Source organism: Mesorhizobium sp. M0140 (assembly GCF_040322475.1).
Taxonomy (GTDB): Bacteria; Pseudomonadota; Alphaproteobacteria; order Rhizobiales; family Rhizobiaceae; genus Mesorhizobium.
The window spans coordinates 367,398-391,521 of the sequence record NZ_JAMYTM010000001.1; the positions used below are offsets into that span (position 1 = coordinate 367,398).

Sequence of the window (24,124 nt, forward strand, 5' to 3'; positions counted from 1 at the left end):
GAGCAAAATGCGATAAGGAAACGGGCGTGGCAAACGTAGAAAAAATGAGCGTGGCTGTGACCCCGCAACAAGCAGCTGTGATGCGTGAGGCTGTCGAGGCGGGCGAGTATGCCACCGCAAGCGAGATTGTGCGTGAAGCGGTGCGGGATTGGCTGGCCAAGCGTGAACTTCGGCACGACGATATCCGCCGGCTAAGGCACCTGTGGGATGAAGGCAAGGCAAGTGGGAGGCCGGAGCCTGTGGATTTCGACGCGTTGCGAAAGGAAGCTCGGCGAAGGCTGGCGGAAGCCTCGCGGAATGACCGTTAGGCTGGTCTGGTCACCCGCGGCCAAGGCGGACCTCATCGACGTCTACGTGATGATAGGCAGCGAAAACATACGAGCGGCCGATCGCTATTATGATCAACTAGAAGCGCGGGCCTTGCAGCTGGCAGACCATCCGCGCATGGGTGTTAGGCACCCGATATCAGGTCTTCCGTACGGATGCTGGTGGAGGCGCCGTTTGTACTGCTCTACGAAACGATTCCGGACACGGATGATGGCCCTGTTGAGTGGGTTGAAATCGTCCGTGTGGTGGACGGCCGGCGGGATCTGAACCGTTTATTCTAGCGAGCTGTTTATCGGATCAGCAGCGCTGTACCCCAAAGCCCGAGCGCGAACACCGTATGCGACACCAGGTTCAGCGCACGGATCAGCATCGGGTTGGGCCGCTTCTAGGCGGCCCAACCGGCGCCCATGCCGGGTGCCAGTAGGAACCAGCCGGCGCCGACGGTGACGATGCCGAGGATGAAGGCCGGCAGGAATGTCGGCGCGGCAAGCCAGCCCGCTCCGGCCAACACCACCAGGATGATGCCGTAGACGATGCCGACAAAATAGTGAAAGGCCCAGCCCAGCGCCTTTTCATGCGCGTAGGGCGCTGCACCGCCGATATCATCGTGAAAGACCTTGTCGCGGAGATGCCAGACCCAGCGACCGACCGGCCCCCAGTTCGGCCGTGGCTGCCCGAACGCCTTGTGCAGGAAGATGGCCCAGAGATCCATCGCCACCGTAGCGCCGATGCCGATCGCGATAGCACGCCAGAACATGTCAAACATCGAGGTCCCCCCAAAGGCAATCCCTGGAATACAAGGGCGATCGTCGGGCGGCGGCAACCGTTGCGGTCCAGCCCGACGTTGTCGCTGAAGTTCAGAGCTGCCCCAGAATATGAGCCGCACCGGACTCGTCGACACCGGGCTTGGTCTCGACATTGAGCGCGGTGACCTTGCCGTCGTCGATGATCATTGAGAAGCGCCTCGAGCGCAGGCCCATATCGTTGCTGATGTAATCGAGGCCCACCGCCTTGGCGAAATCGCCACTGCCGTCGGCGAGGAACAGGATCTTGCCCTCTCCGCCGGTGAAGTGCGCCCAGGCACCCATGACATGGACGTCATTGACCGAAACGACGGCGATGGTGTCGACGCCGCGCGCCAGGATGGCATCGTGGTTCTCGAGATAGCCCGGCAAATGGTTGTTGCTGCAGGTAGGTGTGAAGGCGCCGGGAACCCCAAACAGCACGACCTTCTTGCCCGAGAAAATCTCGGCCCCGGTGATCGGCTTGGCGCCATCGGCGGTCATCGTCTTGAAGGTCACGTCAGGCAGCTTGTCGCCAACGGAAATGGTCATGGATTCCTCGCTTGGGAAAATGGGAAGGACGTGTCTTTGCGTAGCGAACTCAACGGCTTCCTGCAATCGTTGGGACAGGCTGGATCAAGGGAAAGGCAGAATCCCTGCGACCGCGCCCGCCGCACTCGTCAGCGTATAGTGAAGCCCGCCATCGGTCGGCGTCGTCGAGGGGCGATCGAGGATCGGCACGGTGAAAATCAGCTTGCCGTCCTTTTCGCTGCGGGCCGGGGTGCCGAACATGTAGTCCCGCTCGCCGGCAACGAAGAAATCCGCCGCCGCCGGATCGCCGGGAAAGCTCGCCTCGACAATCAGCGTCTCGTGGTCGCCCGGCAGCACATTGATGCCGAAATCGGACCTCGCGGGCGTCGGCAGCGCCGTAAAACTCGCCTTCACCAGCGCCGCGTCCTCGACATTGTCCGGATCGGAGGCGGGGTCGACGGTCAGCCGCGTCTGCACCGGAATGCAGATCGTTTCGCAGATGCCGAGAAAGATGTCGGCATCGATCACCGCCGGCTGGTTCGGCGTCGCCAGCGTGAATGTCACCGGCAGAGAAACCGGATAGTTGTAGCCTGCCCATTTGCCATAGCCGTCGTCATGGCGCTGCGGCGCCGGAAACGACAGAGTGGCGTCGGCGATGTTGGTGCTGGCTGAAATGTCGAGTTGCGGCGGCACGCCCGCGTCGCCCGGATCGCGCCAATATGTCTTCCAGCCAGGCTTGAGCGCAATATCGAGAACGCCTTGGATACGGCCGGCATCGTCGGCTTTGCCTGATGTAACCAGCCGAACCTTGCCGCCTTCACTGTTGTACCACGCCGACGAAGAGGCGGCGGCGGGAAGAGCGGTTGCCGATCCGATGGCGGCTCCGAGCAGCAGGATTTTCAAGCTTCGCATGGCGGTGATTTGATCGTCCGTTCGTGGCCGCGCAATGATTTCATGGCCTTGCCGGTATCATATTTGCGTGACTTCGAGGGAGAAGAATGTTCGAGCCGCCGCAACAGGCTTTGGTCGAATCCAGCACGGCGCATCTTTTCGGCGCTTTGGAAACGCGTTACGCTCCCTTCATGGACTTGTTGCGCCACAAGAAGACGGTCGCCAGTCGCGGCTTTCTCGACGATCAGTTCCTGATTGCCATGCCCGGCATGAAGGACGACCGTTTCACGCGCTCGGTCATCTATGTCTGCGCACACTCCGATGAAGGCGCCATGGGCCTGATCATCAACCAGACGCAGCAGATGCTGTTTCCGGACCTGCTCGTGCAACTGGGCATCATGAACGAGCAGGAGGCGATCCGCTTGCCGGCTCAGGCCCGCGATTTCGTCGTGCGCAATGGCGGCCCCGTGGACCGCAGCCGGGGCTTCGTCCTGCATTCGGGAGACTATCGGGTGGAATCGTCGCTGACCGTTTCCGACGACATCTGCCTGACGGCGACCGTCGACATATTGCGCGCAATATCGTCCGGCCGCGGGCCTCGTCATGCGCTGATGGCGCTCGGCTATTCCGGCTGGGGCGCCGGCCAATTGGAGACCGAGATCGCCGAAAATGGCTGGCTGACCTGTCCGGCCAATGCCGAGCTTCTGTTCGACACCGACATCGAGCGCAAATACGACCGGATCCTCGCCTCGATCGGTATCGACCTTGCGCATCTCAGCTTGGCGGCCGGACACGCGTAATCGCGAACAGTCATGCGCAACATTCGCGGCTAGCCGAAGCCGCCTACACCTTCGTCATCCTAGGGCGAAGCAGGAGCGAAGCTCCGTCGCGGAGACCCTGGGATCCATTCCGTGACCTATGTCGAAGGATGCAGCGGCGAAGAAATCTGAACCGTTTTCAACGCTTTAACCTCACGGCATGGATCCTGGGGTCTGCGCCGCGTCGCTGCGCTCCTTGCTTCGCCCTAGGATGACGAAGCGATAGGCGTCTCGGCCAATCGCAGAGGTCCGCGCCTGGGCGACGCGCGCCTGAATCCCATCACGCTTGCGTCAGCGGATACTGTTCCTTCAGCGTCTTCAGCACCTGGTCGCCCGGCATTGGTGCGCCGAACATGAAGCTCTGGACATATTCGCAGCCCATCTGGCGCAGTTCCAGCGCGTCGCTCTCGTCCGAAATGCCCTCGGCGACGACGGACAGGCCGAGTTCATGCGCCATGTTGACCATCGATTTCAGCAGCACCGCGCGCTTGGGCGTGTTGTCGTCGACGAAGCTCTTGTCGATCTTGATGGTGTCGAAGGGGAAACGCGTCAGATAGGCCAATGAGGAATAGCCGGTGCCGAAATCATCCAGCGACAGGCCGATGCCGAGCTGCTTCAGCTTGGTCAGCACATGGGCGGTCTGCTCGGGATTGTCCATCACAAGCGATTCGGTGAGCTCCAGCCGGAAGCAGCGCGGCTTCAGATTGGCCCGAGCGATGACCGAGCGGACGTCGCTGACCAGGTCACGGCGGATCAGCTGGCGGCTGGACAAATTGACCGAGACCGACAGCGGCGCGTCACCGATCTGTTTTTGCCAGCTGGCGAGATCTTCCGCCGCCTGCTGCATGGCAAACAGGCCGAGCTGCACGATAAGCCCGCAGCTTTCGGCGACCGGGATGAAATCCGCCGGCGGGATCATGCCGCGGCGCGGGTGGTCCCAGCGCAGCAGCGCCTCGAAGCCGGCGACACTGCCGTCCTCAAGCCGCACGATCGGCTGGTAGGCAAGCGTGAATTCCCGCCGCTCGATGGCGCGGCGCAGGTCGGATTCGAACTGCAGCCTGTCGGTGCCGACAGTGCGGAAGGCCGGACGGAACGGCTCGATCCTGTCGCCGCCGAAGCGCTTGGCCTGGTGCATGGCAAGCTCGGCATCCTTGACCATGTCCTCGGCCGACATCTGCGGCGAATTCCAGGTGATCAGTCCGATCGACGCGGTCAGCACGATCTCGCGCTTGGCAAAGGTGATCGGGTTGTTGATGGCATGCTTGATGGCATCCGCCACGGCGGCGATGCGGGCCGGGTCCTGTTCGGACAATAGCATCAGCGCGAACTGATCGCCGGCAAAGCGCGACAGCGAATCCTTCGGCTTGAGCAGCCGGTGCAGGCGACGCGCGATGGTCAAGAGGATGGTGTCGCCGGCCGAGATGCCGAGGCCGTCATTGACCTGCTTGAAACGGTCGATGTCGATGACGAAGACGGTTGGCCGCACCTTTTCTTCGGTGCGCGCGATCGAGATGATCGCTTCCAGCCGATTCATCAAAAGTTCGCGGTTCGGCAGACCGGTCAGATTGTCGTGAACGGCGTCGTGCAGCAGCCTTTCCTCGGACTTTTTCTGCTCGGTCACGTCGACCATGGTACCGACGCAGCGGATAACCTCGCCGTCGGATCCGATGACCGGGCGCGCGCGCAGCGAAAACCAGTGATAGTGGCCGTCGGCGCCGCGCAGGCGAAAATTCTGCGATACCCGGCCGCGCCGGTGTTCGAGCACGACGTCGAGCGTGGTGCGGAACGTGTCGCGGTCGTCGGCATGCAGCACCGGGAGCCAGTTGCGGGCCGCGCCGCCAAGGCTGTTCGGCGCCAGTCCGAGCTGGATGCTGACATCGGGCTTGGTGACGACGCGGTCGCGCAGCACGTCCCAATCCCATACCGTGTCGCCCGAACCGGCGACCGCCAGCGCCTGCCGCTCGAGGTCGGAGAACAGGCCCTGATGCAGCGCGCCGCCGGCAAAAGCATGCTGCATGACGGTGAAGCCGATCAGAAGGATGATCAGGATCAGCCCGCCGCCCAGGGCCGGCTGGGCAATGTCGTTGTCGAGCATGCCGGTGATCGCCATCCACGATCCGCATAGCCACAACAGCACCATGACCCAACTGGGCACCAGCATGATGGCACGGTCGTAGCCGCGTATGCCGAGGAAGATGATCAGGCCAAGCCCGGTCAGTGCGGTGGCGGCGAAGGACAGCCTGGCAATGCCGGCGGCGACCGCCGGATCGACGATGGCGACGCCGGCGATCAGCACCAGTCCGAGGATCCAGACCAGCGCGCCATAACTGAAATGGCCGTGCCATCGGTTGAGGTTGAGATAGGCGAACAGGAACACCACGAAGGTTCCCGCCAGCGCCACCTCCGTTCCCGCTCGCCACATCTGCTCGTTGCCGGGCGATATCTCGATGATCTTGTTGAGGAAGCCGAAATCGACGCAGATATAGGCCAGCACCGCCCAGGCAAGTGCCGCGGTTGCCGGGAACATCGAGGTTCCCTTGACCACGAAAAGGATGGTCAGGAACAGCGCCAGCAGGCCTGCAATGCCGATGACGATGCCGCGAAACAGCGTGTAGGAATTGACCGAGTCCTTGTAGGATTCCGGATCCCAGAGGTAGACCTGCGGCAGCTTCGGCGAGGCCAGTTCGGCGATGAAGGTAATCACCGTGCCGGGGTTCAGCGTCACCCGGAAAACGTCGGCGTCGGGGCTGGTCTGGCGATCGAGCGCGAAGCCTTCGCTGGGCGTGATGGCGGCGATGCGGGTCGAGCCGAGATCCGGCCAGAAGATGCCGGAATTCACCAGGCGGAAATGCGGTGCGACGATCAGCCGGTCGAGTTGCTGGTCGGTGGTGTTGGCGAGCGCGAAAACAGCCCAGTCGCCGGTGGAACGGGCATCATTGGCCTCGACCTCGATGCGCCGCACGATACCGTCCGGACCCGGCGCGGTCGACACCTGGAAATTCTCGCCCTGGTTGCGGTAGATCTCGACGGCGCCGGAAAGGTCGAGCGCGACGTCGTCGCGGGCAATCTTGATCGGTTCGACGGCAAAGGCCGACGATGCCGCGCACAGCGTCAGGAGTGTCGCGAGGACAAAGGCGAACAGCGACCCGTTGCGCAGGAAATTCGTCAAAAATCAGTCCTTCGTTCCAACGCCCGGCGGATCGTCCGCGATCCGGGCGTAGAGGTAGTGGTCCTGCCAGATGCCGTTGATCCTGAGATAGGATCGCAGCAGTCCTTCGCGCCGAAATCCGGCTTTTTCAAGCACGCGGATCGACCGGATATTGTCGGGAATACAGGCCGCTTCGATCCGGTGCAACCTCAGCGTATCGAAGGCGAAGCGGGCCACCACCTTGACCGCGTCGGTCATCAGGCCGCGGCCGCCGAAGCGCTCGCCGATCCAGTAGCCGACATGGCCGCTCTGCGAGACGCCATGGCGTATGTTGCCGAGCGTGATGCCGCCGGCCAGCTTGCCACTGCTCCTCTCGAAGATGAAGAAGGCGATAGCGGTTCCTTGCGCATAATCCTCGCGGTAGCGGCTGATGCGCAGCCGCCATGCGTTGCGGTCGAGTTCATCGGGAGTCCAGCGTGGCTCCCAGGGTTCGAGGAAGGCGCGGCTATCGCCACGCACCGCCGCCCACTCGCGGAAGTCGTTGGTGAACGGCACGCGCAGCGTGACGCGGTCGCCTTTCAGCGCCGGCAGGTCGCGGCGGAAGAAAGGGAGCGCGAACACGACGCTTCGAGGGGCTTAGACGGCGAGCTTACGGGCCGTGGTCTGCGTGCCTGCGAGCGATTCGAGGATCGCCTCGTATGGCGCCAGTGTGCCCACAGGCCCGACAGCGGTAAGCGTCGGCTTGGTCGAGAACAAACGCGACGATAGATCGGTCAGCCGCTCGACCGTCAGCGCCGACAGCCGTTCCATCAGTTCCTCCTTGGCGATCGGCCGGCCGAACAGAAGCAGCTGCCGTGCGATCTGCGAAGCGCGGCTGGCCGGGCTTTCGGCTGACATGATCAGTCCGGCGCGATATTGGGCGCGCGCCCGGTCGAGTTCTTCCTGCAGGATTTTCTCGCCGGCCTTCTGCAGCTCGTCGATGATGACAGGCACCAGTTCGGCGATGTCGCTCTGGCCGGTCGCGGCATGGACGCCGAAGACGCCGGTGTCGGAAAAGCCCCAATGGAAAGCATAGACCGAATAACACAGGCCGCGCTTCTCGCGGACCTCCTGGAACAGGCGCGACGACATGCCACCGCCGAGGATCATCGACAGCACCTGCGAGGCATAGAAGTCGCGCACATGATAGGCCCGGCCTTCGAACCCCAGCACGATCTGCGCGTCCATCAGGTCGCGGTCCTCACGGAAGTCGCCGCCGACATATTGCGCATATTGCGGGATGGTGCTGTCGGCCTTGCTGCGGAAGCCGCCGAGTTGCTTTTCGACCTCGCGCACGAAATTGTCATGCTTGATGTCGCCGGCGGCGACAATCACCATGCGCTCGGCGCCATATTGCCGCTCGATGAAGTCGTGGAGTTGCTTGGAGGTGAAGGATTTGACCGTTTCGGGTGTGCCGAGAATGGAGCGGCCGATGGTCTGATGGCGATAGGCGGTTTCCGTGAAACGGTCGAAGACGATGTCGTCGGGGGTGTCGTGCGCGGCGCCGATCTCCTGCAGGATCACATGCTGTTCGCGTTCGAGTTCCTGCGGGTCGAATTCGGACTCTTGCAGGATGTCGGCAAGAATGTCGACGGCCAGCGGCACGTCGTCGGAGAGCACCCTGGCATAGTAGGAAGTGGTTTCGACGCTGGTGGCGGCGTTGATTTCGCCGCCGACGTCTTCGATCTCCGAGGCGATTTCGAAGGCGCTCCGCCTTTTCGTGCCCTTGAACGCCATGTGCTCGAGCAGATGGGCCATGCCATGCTCGTCCTCACGTTCATTGCGGGCACCCGACTTGACCCAGGCACCAAGGGCAACCGATTCGATGCTTTGAAGGGTTTCGGTGGCGACTGTCAGGCCGTTCGACAGACGGCTTACCTCAACACCCATATGGCTAGTACTCCTTAACGCGCCGCCCGCGCGCGGCGGCCGACATAATCTTCCACCATTTTCAGGTCGGAGGGAAGTACCGTGTATTTTTCCTCCGATGTCATCAACCCACCTAGCCATGCGGGCAGTGCGGGCGACACGCCGCTGGCGGCTTCGACGGCGGCCGGGAATTTTGCCGGGTGTGCGGTACCCAGCACCACCATCGGCACGGCGCCTGACGCCTTGCCCGCAGCGACATGCACAGCTGCCGCGGTGTGCGGATCGAGCAGATAGTTGCTGGCCGCGAGCGTCGAGCGGATGGTGGCGGCGACCTCGTCCATATCAGCCCGGCCGGCGTCGAATTCCGACCGCATCCCGGCGATTTGCTGGGGTTCGATGGTGAAAGCGCCGGACTGCTTCAGACCGTCCATGTAGCGCCGCACGGTCGCCGCGTCACGGCCGGAGGCCTCGAACAGCAGGCGTTCGAAATTGGACGACACCTGGATATCCATCGACGGCGACGTGGTCGCAAAGACACCCTTGGTGCGATATTCCCCTGTCGCGAAGGTCCGCGCCAGGATGTCATTGTCGTTGGTGGCGATGACCAGCCGCTCGATCGGCAAGCCCATCTTCTTGGCCGCGTAGCCGGCGAAGATATCGCCGAAATTGCCGGTCGGCACGGTGAAGGAGACCGGCCTGTCCGGCGCGCCAAGCGACAGCGCCGAGGAGAAATAATAGACGATCTGGGCCATGATCCGGGCCCAGTTGATCGAGTTGACGCCCGAAAGCGCCACCCGGTCGCGAAATCCGTGATCGTTGAACATGTCCTTGAGCAGGCCCTGGCAATCGTCGAAATTGCCTTCGATCGCCAGCGCATGGACGTTTGCAGCCGTCGACGTCGTCATCTGCCGCTGCTGCACCGGCGAGACGCGGCCGTGCGGGAAAAGGATGAAGATGTCGGTCCGGCTGCGACCGGCAAAGGCATCGATGGCCGCCCCGCCGGTATCGCCCGAGGTGGCGCCGACGATGGTGGCGTGCTGGTCGCGTTCGGCAAGCACATGGTCCATCAGCCGGGCCAGAAGCTGCATCGCCACGTCCTTGAAGGCGAGCGTCGGCCCGTGGAAGAGTTCCAGGATGAAGGTGTTGGGGCCGGTCTGCACCAGCGGGCAGACGGCCTCGTGGCGGAAGGTGGCATAGGCTTCGCGCACCAGCCGCTCGAAAACGGAGGCCGGGATCTCGTCGCCAAGGAACGGCGACAGCACGCGGATGGCAAGTTCGGGATAGGCAAGGCCGCGCATGGCGCGGATCTCGGCGGCGGAAAACTGTGGCCACTCGCGCGGCACGTAGAGCCCGCCGTCGCGCGCCAGCCCGGCCAGCACGGCGTCGGAAAATCCAAGAACGGGGGCTTCCCCGCGGGTACTCACATAATGCATGTCACAATTCCGTTACTGCTTGGCTTTTCCATCCACCGCAAGGTGGTTAATTTCTGCGCTGGCTCAGTCGCATTTTTGCCGCGCGGTTGATATACGTCACCAGCTTTGCGAGAGGGAAGTGCAGTTTCATGGCGTTTCGTACATTCAGTGGTCGCTTTTTGGCGGGTCTTGCGCTCACCGGCTTTATGCTTGCCGCCGCCGGCTGCCAATCGGGCGACAATGGCATCCTGAACCTCGGCATAGGCAAGAAGGAGGACCCGACGGCGCCACCGCCGCCCCAGGATCCCAAGATACTGGCCAGCCAGTTGCAGGCCTATTGTCCCAGGGTGACGGTGCGGGACGGCACGGCTTTCTTCAACACCTATTCCAAGGAAGCTCAGAAGCCCAAGCCCAGGATCAAGAAGACCGGCGACGCCGCGCAGGATGCCGCGGCCCAGGCCGAGGCTGACGCCGCTGCTGCAACTCCGCCCGACGAATCGGCCAACATCATCTACCAGGCATCGGTCAGCGACGTGACACGCGACTGCAGCCGTGCCAACGGCCAGCTGACGATGAAGATCGCGGTCGCCGGCAAGATTGTCCCCGGACCGAAGTTTTCTCCAGGCACCATCACCATGCCCATCCGCACGGCTGTGATGCATGGCACCGAGGTCCTCTATTCGCAGATCCACCAGTATCAGGTCCAGGTCACCGATCCTTCGGTCGCCACGCAGTTCGTCTTCACCGATTCCAATATTGTCGTGCCCGAGCCGACGGCGCAGGACTATCAGGCCTTTGCCGGCTATGACGAAACCGCGCATCAGGCAACGGCCGACAAGCCGAAGAAGAAGCAGAGGAAGAGAGCCGCCGCGACGAACTAAGCGGCGAACACAAGACATGGGCGGGCTATGTGAGGCTCTCCGGCCATTCTCTGGCCCCATGGACAACGGCGATGATTTCAACGTCACTGCCGCGCACCCGATAAACAACGATATAGGATGTCCGCGCTATCACAAGCTCGCGGGTTCCGCCCGCTCGTCCCTTGCGTCCGACCATGGGATTTGACGCCAAGAGTTCGTCGGTGCGACCAATCAGATCGGCTGTTAGCCGATACGCCGCAACGGGACTGTCCTGCGCGATAAAATCCTGAATCTGGTCGAGGTCGTCGAGAGCGGCGCTCGTCCATGAAACCTGCATCAGGTGGGGCGGTACTTGTTCAACACCCGCTCGATATCGGCACGGCTGGCAAATTCACCACGGTCGGCCGCTTCAATTCCTGCGTTCACCTTGTCTAAAAACCGCTCCTGCCACTCAAGGGAGTGGCCGTTCTCAAGCGCGTCCGCAACGACTTCCGACGCGGACAGGCTGGACCGCGCCGCGATAGCATCGATGCGGGCCTGTAACTCTGGCGTGATTTCAAGCTCAATCGTCATGACGCAATCATCGCATAGCCATCAGGGTTTTGAAATGAAAACCAGCTCCCAAAATTGCAGTATCGCCTCCTACCACTCTGAAGCACGAGAACGGTAGACCGACCGGGCGAGAAAAGTCCCGCCACGAGGGCGAAATTCAATCGCCCTCAGGCGTCCGACCACTCCGACAGCGCCGCGATCACGCTTTTCAACTCTGCCCAGCGGCGGATCACCGTTTCGGCGCCGGCCTCGGTGAGCGCGTCGGCATGGCCGGGATAGCTGTGGGCGGCTCCGGTGAAGCCGATCACCCGCATGCCCGCCGTCCTTGCGCCGTGAACGCCGTGCACGGAATCCTCGATAACGAAAGTGTTCGCCGGGTTGGCGCTGAGTTTCTCCGCCGCGAACAGGAACACGTCCGGCGCCGGTTTCGTTTTCCCGGTCGGTGTTTCCATCGCCGAAAAAATCCGGTCGGTGAAAAACGGCAGAAGATGCACCTTTTCCAGCATGAATTCGATCCGCTCGGAGCGTGAATTCGAGCAGACGCAGCGCGGCACGCTTACCGCGGCAACGGCCTCGCGCACGCCATCGATGGCGCGGACGTCGCTGCGCAGTTTGCGGTCGACCAATTGTTCCTCCCTGTCGATCAGAGAGGCCTGGAAGGGGATGCGGGACTTTTCCTCGACCCGCAGCATGATGTCCTTGAAGGTCAGGCCGGCATAGCTCTCCGAAATCTCCTCAGCCGATATCTCGTATCCTGCCAAGGTCAAAAGCTCGGCGTCGACGCGGGCGGCGATGATCTCGGAATCGACGAGCACGCCGTCGCAATCGAAGATGACAAGGTCTGGCTGGGGCATGGTGATCCGGACAATAGGAGGGCGAAGTGGCCTCGGAAGGCTCAGGCGGCGCGGCATACACCAACAGGGCCGCCTTCGCAAATTCGCCACACCCGTCCCTTGGCCTTCACGGAATATTTACGCTGATCGGTAACCATAACGGAGAGTAAACAGTAACGCGTGCCTTGGGTGTCAGAATGTCTGCCGTGCGTCTTCTCGACGAGCTATCCCACGCTCCCCAGCAATCCGAATGGCTGGACACGATCCTCAAGGGCGACTGCGTCGCCGCGCTCGACCGGTTGCCCGAAAAATCGATCGACGTCATCTTCGCCGATCCGCCCTACAATCTGCAGCTCGACGGCGACCTGCACCGCCCCGATCAGTCCAAGGTCGACGCCGTCGACGACGACTGGGACCAGTTCGAGAGTTTCGAGGCCTATGACGCTTTCACGCGTGCCTGGCTGCTGGCGGCGCGCCGGGTGCTGAAGCCCAACGGCACCATCTGGGTCATCGGCTCCTATCACAACATCTTCCGGGTCGGCGCCAAGATGCAGGATCTCGGCTTCTGGATCCTTAACGACGTCGTCTGGCGCAAGACCAACCCGATGCCAAATTTCCGTGGCCGCCGCTTCCAGAACGCGCATGAGACGATGATCTGGGCTACGCGCGATCAGAAGGGCAAGGGCTATACCTTCAACTACGAAGCGATGAAGGCGTCCAACGACGACATCCAGATGCGCTCCGACTGGCTGTTTCCGATCTGCACCGGCGGCGAGCGGCTGAAGAACGACAATGGCGACAAGCTGCATCCGACGCAGAAACCGGAAGCGCTGCTTGCCCGCATCATGATGGCCTCGACCAAACCGGGCGACATCGTGCTCGATCCCTTCTTCGGCTCAGGCACCACGGGCGCGGTGGCCAAGCGTCTCGGCCGCCATTTCGTCGGCATCGAACGCGAGCAGGCCTATATCGACGCCGCCAACGAGCGCATCGACGCGGTGCGGCCGCTGGAAGAGGCCGACTTGACCGTTCTCACGGGCAAGCGCGCCGAGCCGCGCGTCGCCTTTGTCAGCCTGATCGACACCGGCCTGATGATGCCGGGCGCGACGCTCTACGATGCCAAGAAGCGCTGGGCGGCCAAGGTGCGCGCCGACGGCACGGTGGCGATCGGCGACAGCGCCGGCTCGATCCACAAGATCGGTGCCGAAGTGCAGGGGCTGGACGCCTGCAACGGCTGGACCTTCTGGCATTATGAGCGCAGCGGTGGCCTGACCCCGATCGACGAGCTTCGCCGCATCGCGCGGCTCGGCATGGAGCGGGCAGGGGCCTGATCGGCAGCTCAGGCCTTGTCTTCCTCCAGGATGATTTCGCTGACCTCGCCTTTCGCCATCAGTGAGAGCTGACTGGCAAAACGCGACAGACGCGAATAGTCCGTCCGGAGTCGCACACGCGCGAAGTCACGGGCTTCGATCTCCTCCGCGACCTCGATCCGGACGAACAGGTGACCGACGCCATCCGCCGGGAAAACCGAGATGCTTATCAGGCCGGGCGATCTCAGGACCAGATCCGCGCGTTTAAGCGGATAGGCCTGCAATGACACAATAAATTCGCTTACCTCGTCGGTCGGGAAATAGGCATCGCCACGTCCTCGAAAGTGGCCATGCTCGACACTGGCGTCAAGTATTGACCATTCCGGGTTGAAGGTCAGAACGAGCTTGCCCATTGCCGGTCTCGATCAGGTCGCGATGCCATGCCGCTCAAGGTCTGCTTGAAGCGCCTTTGCATCGGTGAACAGCACCGACTGCCAGCCGGCCGCCTTGGCGCCGTCGACATTCTTCTGGCTGTCGTCGATGAACAGCGTCGCGGCCGGTTCGAGGCCGAAGGCGGCGATGTGATGATCGTAAATGCCGCGATCGGGCTTGATCATGCCGATCTCGCCGGAGATGGTGACGCCGCGCGGACGATTGAGAAAATCGAAGCGCTCGCGGGCTTCGGCCAGCGTGTCGCTGGCGAAGTTGGTCAGCATGGTCACGTCGTGGCCGCTCTCGATCAGGCCGACCATGATGGCGACGCTGTCGTCATAAGCATGCGGCACCATCTCGTGCCAATGGCGGCGGAAACCGCGGATGTTTTCCGCGTGATCGGGATGGTCCGCGATCAGCAGCGCCTCGGCCTCTTCCCAGGTGCGGCCGCGATCCTGCTCGATGTTCCAATCATGCGTGCAGACATTGTCGAAAAACCACTTTCTCTCTTCGGCATCCGGAATGAGGCGGCTGAACGGAATGTTGGGATCGTAGTGGATCAGCACTCTGCCGATGTCGAAAACGATGTGGCGTATTTCAGTCATGGGGCCTCTTTGCACTGTGTGGCGACGGCTTTTTCGTCGCGCCGGGTATCGCAGCCTCGATTGCCTTTTTCATGACAGTCGGCAGCGCCTCGCCGGAAATCTCGTGAGCGAGCGACCAGAAATGCCCGTCTGGCGCATCACCTTTGATGTGAGCGTGAAAGACTTCGAGTTCGAGAGCGAAATGCGTGAAGACATGCGCAATGCGGCCCGCATGCCGCCAGTCGGCGGGAAAGGGCGCGGCCGCTTCCGTGGTTGCCCCATCGATCCGCGCGGTCCAGCCCGTCGTCGGCACCTCGGTCATGCCGCCGAGCAAACCCTTCTCTGCCCGTTTGCGCAGAAGGATGGCGCCGTCGGCCCGCACGGCGACAAAGGCCGCGCCGTGCCGCTGCGGCTTGTCGGCCTTGGGCAGGCGCACCGGGAAGTGCTCGGGATCGCCTGAAACGACCGCGCTGCAGTCTTCGCGCAGCGGGCACAGCATGCAGCGCGGCCGGCGTGGCGTGCAGATGGTGGCGCCGAGATCCATCATCGCTTGGGCGAAGTCGCCAGGCCTTGTCCCGGGCACCATGCGCTCGACATGGGCACGGATCTCGGGCTTGGCTTCGCTGAGCGGGGTTGTGATCGAAAACAGCCGGGAGATGACACGTTCGACATTGCCGTCGACAACGGCGGCGGGGCGATCGAAGGCAATCGCCGTGATGGCCGCCGACGTATAGGCGCCGATGCCGGGCAGTTCTCTCAAACCCGTCTCCGTGTCGGGAAACCGGCCGCCACGCGCGGCCACAAGATCGGCACAGGCCTTGAGATTGCGGGCGCGGGAGTAGTAGCCGAGCCCGGCCCAGGCCTTCATCACGTCCTCGGTGGGCGCCGCGGCCAGCGCTTCGACATCGGGCCATTTCTCGACGAATACCTTGAAATAAGCCTTCACCGCTTCGACGGTGGTCTGCTGCAGCATGACCTCGGAGAGCCAGATGCGGTAGGGATCAGGCCGCACGCCGCGCGCATGCTCAATTGGTGTGATGCGCCACGGCAATTCACGGTGATGCACATCGTACCAGCTGAGCAGGCGGGATGCGATATCGTCGCTGACACCGGATGCAGCTGTGCTGCTATCTCCGGATGTGGCTTTGCCACTATCCCAGGATGCGGTCTTGCGGGTCTGGTCTGCTGGTGCCATTGATCTTGTATTGGCCTGGCCGGTATCTGCTGGGTCGTCGCTGGAGGACGTACATGGCAGGGAGAACGCCCTACGGCAATCCCGTCCCGGTCAGCGATCTCGCGACCAGGATCCTCGATCCGGTGCTGCGCAAGCGGGCCGGCATTTCGATCGGCCTCGTCCAGTCATGGGACGAGATCGCCGGCCCGCGGCTGGCCAGCCATTCGCGCCCCGAAAAAATCCAGTGGCCGCGCCGTATGCATGAGGACGATCCGTTCGAGCCGGCCGTGCTGGTCATTGCCTGCGAAGGCATGGCGGCACTTCATCTGCAGCACGAGACGGGCGAGATCATCAACCGGGTCAACGCCTTCCTCGGCTTCACCGCCATCAACCGCATCAGGATCCTGCAGAAGCCGGTGACAGCCGACAAAGGAAAGCGCAAACCGGCCCTGAGGCCGCTGACGGCGGCTGAGAAGACGAAATTGTCGGGAACTGTCGGCCTGGTCGATAATGATGAACTGCGCGCCTCGCTGGAGAAACTTGGCGCGACCATTATTGGGGAGAGAAAATCATAGGCGTCTTGAAGAAAGTCATGGATTCGTCGTCAATATCTCGCATTCGTGATCGCCCTTGTCAGGTTTCGCGATTGGATTGGGGATCGAGATGCCTTAATTCGCGCCAACTCTCGCCTTTTCGTGTCTTTGCATTGCAAAATCCAACCCTTGTCAGGTGATTCGTATGAACCGTCCCCCGTTTGGTCAAAGCTTGTCTCGCAGAAATGTCCTGTCTTCGCTGGCCGCCATTCCGGCGGTGGCCCTGCTCGCCGCCTGCAGCGACTCTGGCGAGGAGGCGAAGGCCGCGGATGTGAAGCCTGCGGCCCCGGCCGCCCCCGCGAAGGCGGCCACGCCGGCCGCCGCCACCGCGCCGGAGGCCCAGGGCACCGTGGATGTGGCGGAACTGATGAAGCCGGGTGCGCTGCCCGACAAGCAGCTTGGCAAGGATGACGCCAAGGTCACCATCGTCGAATACGCCTCGATGACCTGCCCACACTGCGCGCATTTCGCCGAGACCACCTTTCCGGACCTGAAGACCAAGTACATCGACACCGGCAAGGTCCGCTACATCCTGCGCGAATTCCCGTTCGATCCGAGCGCCGAAGCCGGTTTTATGCTGGCGCGCTGCGCCAAGGATAACTATTACCCTATGGTCGACGTCCTGTTCAGGCAGCAGGCGAACTGGGTTGGCGTTCAGAATACCAAGGATGCGCTGCTGCAAATCTCGAAGCTCGCCGGTTTTACACAGGAGTCCTTCGAGGCCTGCTTGACGGACCAGAAACTTCTGGACGATGTGAGATCGGTCCAGAAGCGCGGCGCCAATGAATTCAAGGTCGACTCGACACCGACCTTCTTCATCAACGGTAAGACCTACAAAGGGGCGATGTCGATTGAGGAAATGTCGGCCATCATCGACCCTCTGCTCTGACATCCAGTCAGCCCTGAGGCGGCGGCGCTTCGGCGTGCGCGGCTTCCTGTCGTGCCGCGAATTCCTTTCGCAAAATCACGGAAATCCGCTTAGTGGGCGGGGCGAATGAAGTTTTCGCGCCTTCGCCTCCTCGGTTTCAAGTCCTTCGTCGAGCCCGGCGAGTTCGTCATCGAACGCGGCCTGACCGGCATTGTCGGGCCGAATGGCTGCGGCAAGTCGAACCTTGTCGAGGCGCTGCGCTGGGTGATGGGCGAAAGCTCCTACAAGAACATGCGCGCGTCCGGCATGGACGACGTCATCTTTTCCGGCTCGGGCACTCGGCCCGCACGCAACACCGCCGAAGTCACGCTTTTCCTCGACAACAGTGACCGCTCGGCGCCCGCTGCCTTCAACGATGCCGACGAACTGCAGGTGTCGCGCCGCATCGAGCGCGAGGCCGGCTCGCTTTACCGTATCAACGGCAAGGAGGCCCGTGCCAAGGACGTGCAGCTTCTGTTCGCAGACCAGTCAACCGGCGCGCGTTCGCCGTCGATGGTCGGTCAAGGCCGCATTGGCGAACTGATCCAGGCCAAGCCGCAGGCACGCCGCGCGCTGCTCGAAGAGGCGGCAGGCATTTCCGGCCTGCACACCCGCCGCCACGAGGCAGAACTGCGGCTGAAGGCGGCCGAGCAGAACCTCGAACGACTGGACGACGTCGTCGGCGAGCTGGAAAGCCAGATCGAAAGCCTGAAGCGCCAGGCGCGCCAGGCGTCCCGCTTCAAGAACCTGTCGGCCGATATCCGCAAGGCAGAAGCGACGCTTTTGCATTTGCGCTGGACACTGGCCAAGACCCAGGAAGGCGAGGCACGTTCGGCGCTGGCGGTTGCGACAGCACTGGTCGGCGACCGCGCCGCAGCCCAGATGGCCGCCGCCAGGGAGCAAGGCATCGGCGCTCATAGGCTGCCGGACCTGCGCGACGCGGAAGCCGCCGCCGCCGCTGCCTTCCAGCGCCTGTCGATCGCCAAGTCGCAGATCGAGGAGGAAGCCGGTCGCATCCGCGCCCGTCAGAGCGAACTCGAGCGCCGGCTGCAGCAGCTCGACGGCGATATCGCACGTGAAGAGCGCATGGTCCGCGACAATGCGGACATTCTCGAGCGCCTTCGCACCGAAGAGGCAGCACTCAATTCGGAAAATGCCGGCGCCGCCGAACGCGAAGCCACCACCCGTGCGGCGTTCGAACAGGCGGCGTCGACGCTTTCGCAAAGCGAAGCCAAGCTCGCCGCGCTGACCGCCGAACGGGCCGAGGCTGCCGCCTCGCGCAACCAGATCGAACGGACGCTGCGCGACACCGCCGAGCGCCGCGACCGCTTCGCGCGTCAGCTTGCCGATGTCGACCGGGAATTGTCGGAGATACTCTCCAAGGTCGCTGGCCTGCCCGATCCGGCCGAGAAGCGCGTGCTGGTCGAACAGGCCATGGCGCTGCTGGAGGAGGCCGAGGCTGCCGTGTCCGAGGCCGAGCAGTCGGTCATCGATGCCCGCGCTGTCGAAAGCGCCGCCCGGCCACCGCTTCAGGATGCCAGGGCCGAGCTGGCACGGATCGAAACCGAAGCGCGCACTCTGGCAAAAATCCTGAATGCCGCCAGTGGGGATCTCTTCCCGGCCGTGTTGGAACAGATCAGCGTCGATCGCGGTTTCGAAACGGCGCTGGGTGCGGCCCTTGGCGAAGATCTCGACGTGCCGCTCGACCGCAGCGCTCCGGTGCATTGGGGCGAAAGCGGGATCCAGCCCGGCGACGCGGCCCTGCCCGAAGGCGTAAAAAGCCTTGCCAGCGTGGTTCACGCGCCGGCACAGCTCGCCCGCCGCCTGGCGCAGGTCGGTATCGTCGATACCGCCGGCGACGGCCGCCGGTTGCAATCGCTGCTTGCTCCCGGCCAGAGGCTGGTCAGCCGTGAAGGCGCGCTCTGGCGTTGGGATGGCTTTACCGCCAGCGCCGATGCGCCGACCGCCGCAGCACAACGGCTGGCGCAGAAGAACCGGCTGGCTGAGCTCGATGCCGAGGCGATACAGGCGACGCTCGTCCTGCGCCAGGCCGAGGAGGCGCTGGGAGAGGCTGAACAGGCGCTGCGCCTGGCAAGCGAGGCCGAGCGCAACACGCGCCAGGCCGGTCGTGACGCCCAGCATCGGCTGGACGCTGCCCGCAATGCGTTGGCCGAGGCCGAGAGAGCCGGCGGCGAATTGCAGAGCCGGCGCGCCGCGCTCGATGAAGCGCGCGCCCGCATCGTCGACAGCCATGAGGAGATTTCGGCCGCCTTCGCCGAGGCGGAAATGCTGCTGCAGGACGCGCCCGATCTTGGCGATCTGCAATTGCAGCTCGAACAGTCCTCGGCCAATGTCGCCCGCGACCGCGCCGCGCTTGCCGATGCGCGTGCCGTGCATGAGGGGCTGCGGCGCGAAGCCGAGGCGCGCGCGCGCCGGCTCGATGCCATTGGCGCCGAGCGCAGCAACTGGCTGGAGCGGGCCGAAAACGCCTCGACGCAGATCGCATCGCTCGGCGAACGCAAGGCCGAGGCCGAGGCCGAACGCGAGCGGCTGGCCGATGCTCCCGATGAAATCGACGCCAAGCGGCGTGCCTTGCTGTCGCAGCTCACCGAGGCCGAGAGCTTGCGCAAGGCGGCGGCCGACCGTTTGCAGGAAGCGGAGAACCGGCAATCCGAACTGGACAAGGCCGCCGCCGGCGCCATCCAGTTCCTGGCCGAGGCGCGCGAGACCCGCGTTCGCGCCGAAGAGCGGCTGACCGCAGCCGACGAACGCCGGCTGGAGGTCGAGGCGCGCATCCAGGAGACGCTGAACACACCACCGCATCTGGTCATCCGCCACACCGGTCTTGAGGCTGACAGCCCGATGCCTGAAATGGCCGAGATCGAGCGTCAGCTCGATCGGCTGAAGATCGAGCGCGAACGGCTCGGCGCCGTCAATCTGCGCGCCGAGGAGGAGCAGAAGGAGCTATCCGACCGGCTGGAGGCGATCGTGTCGGAGCGCGAGGACATCATCGAGGCGATCCGCAAGCTCAGGCAGGCGATCCAGAGCCTCAACCGCGAAGGCCGTGAGCGGCTGCTGGCCGCCTTCGAGGTCGTCAACGGGCATTTCCAGCGGCTGTTCTCGCATCTGTTTGGCGGCGGCACGGCGGAATTGCAGCTGATCGAATCCGACGATCCGCTCGAGGCCGGTCTCGAAATCCTTGCCCGCCCGCCCGGCAAGAAGCCACAGACCATGACGCTGCTGTCCGGTGGCGAGCAGGCGTTGACGGCGATGTCGCTGATCTTCGCTGTGTTCCTGACCAATCCGGCGCCGATCTGCGTGCTCGATGAAGTCGACGCGCCGCTCGACGACCACAATGTCGAACGCTTCTGCAACCTGATGGACGAGATGGCCGCCACCACCGAGACGCGCTTCGTCATCATCACCCACAATCCCATCACCATGGCGCGCATGAACCGGCTGTTCGGCGTGACCATGGCCGAGCAGGGCGTCAGTCAGCTGGTGTCGGTCGACCTGCAGGCGGCCGAAGCGATGCGCGAGGCAAGCTGACCCAGGTCGCGCTACCTGCGAATGGGCGGCTCTGGAGCGATTTCAGGGAAAAGTGTGAACCCCGGCAAAAAAATCAGAGCGTCGGATTGTGTTTGTGCGAATGCAGTTTGGCCGAAGCCCAGACGAAATAGAGTGATCCCAGCTTCAGCACAGGCACCCTGCGATCCCGCTCGCGATCACGGAGTTCGCGGTAGGTCTTCACCTTCAGTGTGCCCCCCGGCAATCTGATTCGCAAAGCCATGATGCATAGAGCTTACGTGCCTTCTCCAGTCGTGGAAGGGTCATTTCAAGCTCCTTGTCAGTATTCGAGCTCTTGGAGGGTCGATCAGGAATTGTACTGGGCCACCAGATGACGAAATATTTGCCACACTGCCAGACCGGGACTTCGCCCTTGTACTCCCGCCGCCGCAGTTCATGACGTTGCTTGACCTTCAACACACCACCCGGAAGCCTGATCTTGATCGTCATCATCCCTCAATGCTGAATGGCACCGTCCAGGTGCCCGCACCCGGAGTTTCATTCGTCCATCTGTGATTGGGAAACCCGCCCACTCTCCGATCGGATCGTCGCAATCCGATTTCATCGAGTCAATGGAGCGGGAATTCAACTCCTGTGGCCACGCCGTGGACTCCGGGCCTGACAACAGGCTCAACCTCTGCGCCGCAAGATCCAGTTCACACAGATCACGGCCACGAGGCCACATGCGATGCCGGCGCAATCGGCAACCCAGTCGAACACATCCAGATCACGTCGTATCAGCGTCGTGCCCTGGAGGACCTCGATCGCCGCTCCAACCATGGCGAGGAAGACGATCAGCCTTGTCTTGCGATCGGGCCAGCCGAGCCCTCCAAGGAAAGTCATGACGGCAAAGGCGCCGGCGTGGTTCAGCTTGTCGGACCGGAAACCGATATCGATCCCATACTCCTCGAGTCGGGGTATAGGCAGCAATGCAAGGGCAAGAACAGCGATAAGCGTGCCGAAAAAAGCGATCCGTTCGGCGGCTGGATAAAATCTCATTCTGTTCCAATCTGTGCCTGGCCGCCGCAAAGGTCGAATCCGGCTCGGTATTGGCGGTTCAGGCTCAAACTCAGATCGACGGCGTTGTCTTTCAAAGCCGCAATTTTTGCTTGAGCCTTTTCAGCCAGGTCTGTTCCGCCTCATCCTGGTTTTGATGCGCCGGGACGTAGCGCGGCCGTATCTTTTTTCCTTTGATGTAGAATGGCTTTTCGACTTCTCCAACCAGGTTGACGAAAAGCCGGGATTTGTTGGTGGGTTGGCGGACTGTGACGCCGTGGACCGATTCAATCGAATTGATGAACAATACAAGAATGTTCTTGTCGTATTTAACTGTTTCGATGCATTCCAAATGGATGTCGTCGACATAGGCATCATTGAAGAGTGTCGCTTTGGCTTTCAGTGTGGCGTATTTGGACTTGAAACGACTAATTGTCAGGTCCCCGCCAACGGCATCATAATCTTCCGGCCTTATATAAAACAGGCCAGAAAATAGCTTGTCGCCATTGTCGATGTGGCTTGTCCGCACCGATCCGGCATCGGTTACCGGCGTGTTCCCGCTGAGCATCGCATCCATCAGTATGTCGCGCGTTGCATAGGTGTCACTAAACCTGATGCCCGCTTTCATATTCTTGAGGCGTTCATAATTGGGGTAATAATCAGGGTAAAGCTTGTGAATATCGTCGTAGAACAGTTCGGCGATCTCGGCGAAAAATGCTTGAGATACATGGTAGGCGATAAAATCGCGCCATATTTGCGGCACAGCTTCGTTCGACCGAATGCGGTGGGCCTCATAGTCCCATCTGGTGTTGTTGCGGCGCGTATCGATTTCGAGCGCTTCCGGAGCGGGAAACGTGTCGGCCAACTCCTGGTAGAGATCGAGGGGAAGGGCGTCGCGCAGGATGATGTGTGGAAACGGCTCCGATCGAACGTCGGCCCTGGTGGCACGTTGAAGGACTGAAAGCGGCTTTGACATCGATGGTGTCTCAGATCGAGTTTGCCTGAGTTGGATTCAGAGGATCGTGTTCAACCTGTTCGGGCTGCCGCCTTTCAACGGATCCTTGGTTGCGTTCAAAGATTGGAGCCCTGAAAAGGGCTCCGCATGGGCTTTCACCATTTCGCTCATTAGAATATCCGCGCCGGTCATCAGGGGGATCAAGGTTTCCGCGAATGTGTATGTTTTGATGCCGTAAAGCCACTTCAGGTAGAGAAGGGCAGCTGACGTGCCGGAGACGCACCCAACAATGTTCATCCGGGATACGACAAGCTCTATCGGATATATGTGTGGGAGGCTCGCCTCCATGATCCTGGTGCTGGCGTCGGCCGTCACATTGCCGACCGTATCCAGCAATTCGGGGAAGAAGGGCGTGCTTATTCTTGGATGTTCCTTCCAGACGACGTCGTATCCCCTCTCGACGATCTGCTCCGCAATTCGTCTATAGATCGCCGCCTCTTGCGCGTACGACATTATGCCGTTTCGCGACAATGCTTGGCCGAGCAGCAGGATCCGTGGGTTGGCTGACGCACGGCAATGTTTGCCGCCGGAAAGCGCATCCCTGCAGGCTTGATCTATTACGTCGCGCATCAGCGAAGCGCCGACCTGAAATCTTGGTACGTTCTCCAGAGCATCGTGAATGGGGATTTCGTGAAGCAAAGAATAAAACTTTGTCACCCGCCTCAGATGGTGTCTTTCTATCTTGTCGGCCGCTTTCCTCAGTCGGAACGCCGGTGAAATTGTAGAGAGTCCTGCAATCAAGGCTCCGGTGATGCGCCGTCTAAACCTGGTGCCTGGCGGCCGTGACGTGGTTGACATTTCGAATGGAAGGTATGACGTCAAGCCATCCTCATACAAAATGATCTTGGCTTCTGGGTATGAGTCCAGCAGTATTTTTTCCGATGGCCGGTTAACGAAGCAGGCCCAGATTTCAGCTGCGGTACTCGCGTCGAGACCAATTGTGTCTCGGATCAGACGATGGACCCGGAAAATTTGCAGTTGCCCATATTTACGCTCGGACGTCAGAAGGTCGTACGCCCATATGATCCGTCTCCAGGTCCATACTGCAGACGCAAGTTCAGCAAGACCGGTCTTGAAATGCTCGGAAACGCCGGCCGTTTCATAGAGCAGAAGGTAATCCTCATGCTCCTCATCCGCCGGGGAGCTTCCATCCATTATTGATTGGCGAAGTGAGGCAACCAGGCTGAGCAATTGCCAGCTGCCAAAGACGCAGCATATTCGAGCTGGCAATTTAAGATCTCCAGATCGGATGGAAATAACGCTGCATGTTCCGCGATCTCAACCGGAAAATTGCTTCATGTCCGACAGGCCGTGTGGCTCGGGGCGTCCCACCCGCTTCATAATACTGCCTATCGCGTCAGCAGGAAATATCTTGCAGATGTGTCCAACGTCCAAGACAGGCTGGAGTTCCGCACAACAGGCCGGCGAATTCACTTCAACTGAGCGGCAGAGACCTGTTGAGATCCGGCAAAAACACCCGGTGC

At 61.9% G+C, this 24,124-nt stretch carries 22 protein-coding genes and 2 pseudogenes; 8 read left to right on the forward strand and 16 right to left on the reverse strand.

Annotated elements, in window-relative coordinates:
- Positions 1-26: 26 nt before the first annotated feature.
- Both NKJ37_RS01755 and NKJ37_RS01760 read left to right on the forward strand, forming a co-directional pair.
- On the forward strand, positions 27-308 hold the full coding sequence (locus NKJ37_RS01755) for a ribbon-helix-helix domain-containing protein (protein ID WP_127290846.1): 282 nt from the start codon (positions 27-29) through the stop codon (positions 306-308).
- A pseudogene (locus NKJ37_RS01760) lies at positions 298-608 on the forward strand (type II toxin-antitoxin system RelE/ParE family toxin). The gene NKJ37_RS01755 and the pseudogene NKJ37_RS01760 overlap by 11 nt, the downstream one beginning before the upstream one ends.
- An 8-nt stretch (positions 609-616) precedes the next feature.
- Here NKJ37_RS01760 and NKJ37_RS01765 read toward each other — a convergent pair.
- The 3 genes and pseudogenes from NKJ37_RS01765 to NKJ37_RS01775 all read right to left on the reverse strand — a co-directional run bounded on the left by NKJ37_RS01765 (position 617) and on the right by NKJ37_RS01775 (position 2,552).
- Positions 617-1,093, reverse strand: a pseudogene (locus tag NKJ37_RS01765) (DUF2938 domain-containing protein).
- 91 nt (positions 1,094-1,184) lie between these two features.
- Complete coding sequence (locus NKJ37_RS01770; RefSeq protein ID WP_023808596.1) at positions 1,185-1,661, reverse strand: peroxiredoxin; 477 nt, start codon at positions 1,659-1,661, stop codon at positions 1,185-1,187.
- An 84-nt stretch (positions 1,662-1,745) separates the two neighbouring features.
- Complete coding sequence (locus NKJ37_RS01775) at positions 1,746-2,552, reverse strand: protein-disulfide reductase DsbD domain-containing protein (RefSeq protein ID WP_352442779.1); 807 nt, start codon at positions 2,550-2,552, stop codon at positions 1,746-1,748.
- 170 nt (positions 2,553-2,722) lie between these two features.
- On the opposite strand from NKJ37_RS01775, the gene NKJ37_RS01780 reads away from it, so the two are divergent.
- The gene (locus tag NKJ37_RS01780; RefSeq protein WP_023808594.1) at positions 2,723-3,331 is read left to right on the forward strand and encodes a YqgE/AlgH family protein; all 609 of its coding nucleotides are present in this window, start codon (positions 2,723-2,725) and stop codon (positions 3,329-3,331) included.
- 298 nt (positions 3,332-3,629) lie between these two features.
- On the opposite strand, the gene NKJ37_RS01785 is transcribed toward NKJ37_RS01780, so the two are convergent.
- From NKJ37_RS01785 to thrC, 4 genes are read right to left on the reverse strand one after another with little or no spacing between them, the layout of a single operon-like run.
- The gene (locus tag NKJ37_RS01785; protein WP_128302499.1) at positions 3,630-6,518 is read right to left on the reverse strand and encodes an EAL domain-containing protein; all 2,889 of its coding nucleotides are present in this window, start codon (positions 6,516-6,518) and stop codon (positions 3,630-3,632) included.
- A 3-nt stretch (positions 6,519-6,521) separates the two neighbouring features.
- Complete coding sequence (locus NKJ37_RS01790; RefSeq protein WP_352442778.1) at positions 6,522-7,118, reverse strand: GNAT family N-acetyltransferase; 597 nt, start codon at positions 7,116-7,118, stop codon at positions 6,522-6,524.
- 15 nt (positions 7,119-7,133) lie between these two features.
- Positions 7,134-8,426 carry a M16 family metallopeptidase gene (locus NKJ37_RS01795; protein ID WP_127290840.1) on the reverse strand — a complete coding sequence of 431 codons (1,293 nt, stop codon included), beginning with the start codon at positions 8,424-8,426 and terminating at the stop codon, positions 7,134-7,136.
- Positions 8,427-8,440: 14 nt separating this feature from the next.
- Positions 8,441-9,838 (reverse strand): threonine synthase, encoded by a 1,398-nt coding sequence (gene thrC / locus NKJ37_RS01800; RefSeq protein ID WP_023808590.1) that lies wholly within the window; start codon positions 9,836-9,838, stop codon positions 8,441-8,443.
- 128 nt (positions 9,839-9,966) lie between these two features.
- Between thrC and NKJ37_RS01805 the strand changes: the two genes are divergently transcribed.
- A complete protein-coding gene (locus NKJ37_RS01805) occupies positions 9,967-10,698 on the forward strand; it encodes a hypothetical protein (RefSeq protein WP_023808589.1) in 732 nt (243 codons plus the stop codon).
- A gap of 25 nt (positions 10,699-10,723) precedes the next feature.
- Here NKJ37_RS01805 and NKJ37_RS01810 read toward each other — a convergent pair whose 3' ends face one another.
- From NKJ37_RS01810 to NKJ37_RS01820, 3 genes are all read right to left on the reverse strand, one after another.
- Positions 10,724-11,014, reverse strand: coding sequence for a type II toxin-antitoxin system RelE/ParE family toxin (locus NKJ37_RS01810; RefSeq protein ID WP_023808588.1), 291 nt, complete (start codon positions 11,012-11,014; stop codon positions 10,724-10,726).
- Complete coding sequence (locus NKJ37_RS01815; RefSeq protein WP_023808587.1) at positions 11,014-11,250, reverse strand: transcriptional regulator; 237 nt, start codon at positions 11,248-11,250, stop codon at positions 11,014-11,016. The genes NKJ37_RS01810 and NKJ37_RS01815 overlap by 1 nt, the downstream gene beginning before the upstream one ends.
- A gap of 146 nt (positions 11,251-11,396) precedes the next feature.
- Entirely contained in the window at positions 11,397-12,083 is a 687-nt protein-coding gene (locus NKJ37_RS01820) for an HAD family hydrolase (protein ID WP_023808586.1), read from the reverse strand.
- Positions 12,084-12,259: 176 nt separating this feature from the next.
- Between NKJ37_RS01820 and NKJ37_RS01825 the strand changes: the two genes are divergently transcribed.
- Entirely contained in the window at positions 12,260-13,393 is a 1,134-nt protein-coding gene (locus NKJ37_RS01825; protein WP_023808585.1) for a site-specific DNA-methyltransferase, read from the forward strand.
- An 8-nt stretch (positions 13,394-13,401) separates the two neighbouring features.
- Here NKJ37_RS01825 and NKJ37_RS01830 read toward each other — a convergent pair whose 3' ends face one another.
- Genes NKJ37_RS01830 through mutY form a run of 3 tightly spaced genes read right to left on the reverse strand, consistent with a single transcriptional unit; the run spans position 13,402 to position 15,583 of the window.
- On the reverse strand, positions 13,402-13,785 hold the full coding sequence (locus NKJ37_RS01830; protein WP_023808584.1) for a WapI family immunity protein: 384 nt from the start codon (positions 13,783-13,785) through the stop codon (positions 13,402-13,404).
- 12 nt (positions 13,786-13,797) lie between these two features.
- Positions 13,798-14,409, reverse strand: coding sequence for an HAD family hydrolase (locus NKJ37_RS01835; protein ID WP_023808583.1), 612 nt, complete (start codon positions 14,407-14,409; stop codon positions 13,798-13,800).
- Complete coding sequence (gene mutY, locus NKJ37_RS01840; protein ID WP_352628650.1) at positions 14,402-15,583, reverse strand: A/G-specific adenine glycosylase; 1,182 nt, start codon at positions 15,581-15,583, stop codon at positions 14,402-14,404. Before mutY ends, NKJ37_RS01835 begins: the two co-directional genes overlap by 8 nt.
- Positions 15,584-15,636: 53 nt before the next feature.
- Here mutY and NKJ37_RS01845 point away from each other — a divergent pair, with 53 nt between their 5' ends.
- From NKJ37_RS01845 to smc, 3 genes are all read left to right on the forward strand, one after another.
- Positions 15,637-16,137: a DUF721 domain-containing protein gene (locus NKJ37_RS01845; RefSeq protein WP_127290824.1), complete on the forward strand. Its 501-nt coding sequence runs from the start codon at positions 15,637-15,639 to the stop codon at positions 16,135-16,137.
- A 163-nt stretch (positions 16,138-16,300) separates the two neighbouring features.
- Positions 16,301-17,044 (forward strand): DsbA family protein, encoded by a 744-nt coding sequence (locus NKJ37_RS01850; RefSeq protein ID WP_352442782.1) that lies wholly within the window; start codon positions 16,301-16,303, stop codon positions 17,042-17,044.
- 105 nt (positions 17,045-17,149) lie between these two features.
- Positions 17,150-20,611, forward strand: coding sequence for a chromosome segregation protein SMC (gene smc, locus NKJ37_RS01855; protein WP_352721745.1), 3,462 nt, complete (start codon positions 17,150-17,152; stop codon positions 20,609-20,611).
- Positions 20,612-21,259: 648 nt separating this feature from the next.
- Here the strand turns inward: smc and NKJ37_RS01860 are convergent.
- From NKJ37_RS01860 to NKJ37_RS01870, 3 genes are all read right to left on the reverse strand, one after another.
- Positions 21,260-21,628: a VanZ family protein gene (locus NKJ37_RS01860; RefSeq protein WP_352772328.1), complete on the reverse strand. Its 369-nt coding sequence runs from the start codon at positions 21,626-21,628 to the stop codon at positions 21,260-21,262.
- A gap of 91 nt (positions 21,629-21,719) precedes the next feature.
- Positions 21,720-22,601: a hypothetical protein gene (locus NKJ37_RS01865; RefSeq protein ID WP_352772331.1), complete on the reverse strand. Its 882-nt coding sequence runs from the start codon at positions 22,599-22,601 to the stop codon at positions 21,720-21,722.
- A 36-nt stretch (positions 22,602-22,637) separates the two neighbouring features.
- The gene (locus NKJ37_RS01870; RefSeq protein ID WP_352772333.1) at positions 22,638-23,870 is read right to left on the reverse strand and encodes a polysialyltransferase family glycosyltransferase; all 1,233 of its coding nucleotides are present in this window, start codon (positions 23,868-23,870) and stop codon (positions 22,638-22,640) included.
- Positions 23,871-24,124 lie beyond the last annotated feature (254 nt).

Coding starts and splice junctions, on each gene's coding strand:
- NKJ37_RS01770 (WP_023808596.1), bottom strand. CDS start 1,661: ATGACCATTTCCGTTGGCGACAAGCTGCCTGACGTGACCTTCAAGACG.
- NKJ37_RS01775 (WP_352442779.1), bottom strand. CDS start 2,552: ATGCGAAGCTTGAAAATCCTGCTGCTCGGAGCCGCCATCGGATCGGCA.
- NKJ37_RS01780 (WP_023808594.1), top strand. CDS start 2,723: ATGGACTTGTTGCGCCACAAGAAGACGGTCGCCAGTCGCGGCTTTCTC.
- NKJ37_RS01795 (WP_127290840.1), bottom strand. CDS start 8,426: ATGGGTGTTGAGGTAAGCCGTCTGTCGAACGGCCTGACAGTCGCCACC.
- thrC (WP_023808590.1), bottom strand. CDS start 9,838: ATGCATTATGTGAGTACCCGCGGGGAAGCCCCCGTTCTTGGATTTTCC.
- NKJ37_RS01805 (WP_023808589.1), top strand. CDS start 9,967: ATGGCGTTTCGTACATTCAGTGGTCGCTTTTTGGCGGGTCTTGCGCTC.
- NKJ37_RS01810 (WP_023808588.1), bottom strand. CDS start 11,014: ATGCAGGTTTCATGGACGAGCGCCGCTCTCGACGACCTCGACCAGATT.
- NKJ37_RS01815 (WP_023808587.1), bottom strand. CDS start 11,250: ATGACGATTGAGCTTGAAATCACGCCAGAGTTACAGGCCCGCATCGAT.
- NKJ37_RS01820 (WP_023808586.1), bottom strand. CDS start 12,083: ATGCCCCAGCCAGACCTTGTCATCTTCGATTGCGACGGCGTGCTCGTC.
- NKJ37_RS01825 (WP_023808585.1), top strand. CDS start 12,260: ATGTCTGCCGTGCGTCTTCTCGACGAGCTATCCCACGCTCCCCAGCAA.
- NKJ37_RS01830 (WP_023808584.1), bottom strand. CDS start 13,785: ATGGGCAAGCTCGTTCTGACCTTCAACCCGGAATGGTCAATACTTGAC.
- NKJ37_RS01835 (WP_023808583.1), bottom strand. CDS start 14,409: ATGACTGAAATACGCCACATCGTTTTCGACATCGGCAGAGTGCTGATC.
- mutY (WP_352628650.1), bottom strand. CDS start 15,583: ATGGCACCAGCAGACCAGACCCGCAAGACCGCATCCTGGGATAGTGGC.
- NKJ37_RS01845 (WP_127290824.1), top strand. CDS start 15,637: ATGGCAGGGAGAACGCCCTACGGCAATCCCGTCCCGGTCAGCGATCTC.
- NKJ37_RS01850 (WP_352442782.1), top strand. CDS start 16,301: ATGAACCGTCCCCCGTTTGGTCAAAGCTTGTCTCGCAGAAATGTCCTG.
- smc (WP_352721745.1), top strand. CDS start 17,150: ATGAAGTTTTCGCGCCTTCGCCTCCTCGGTTTCAAGTCCTTCGTCGAG.
- NKJ37_RS01860 (WP_352772328.1), bottom strand. CDS start 21,628: ATGAGATTTTATCCAGCCGCCGAACGGATCGCTTTTTTCGGCACGCTT.
- NKJ37_RS01865 (WP_352772331.1), bottom strand. CDS start 22,601: ATGTCAAAGCCGCTTTCAGTCCTTCAACGTGCCACCAGGGCCGACGTT.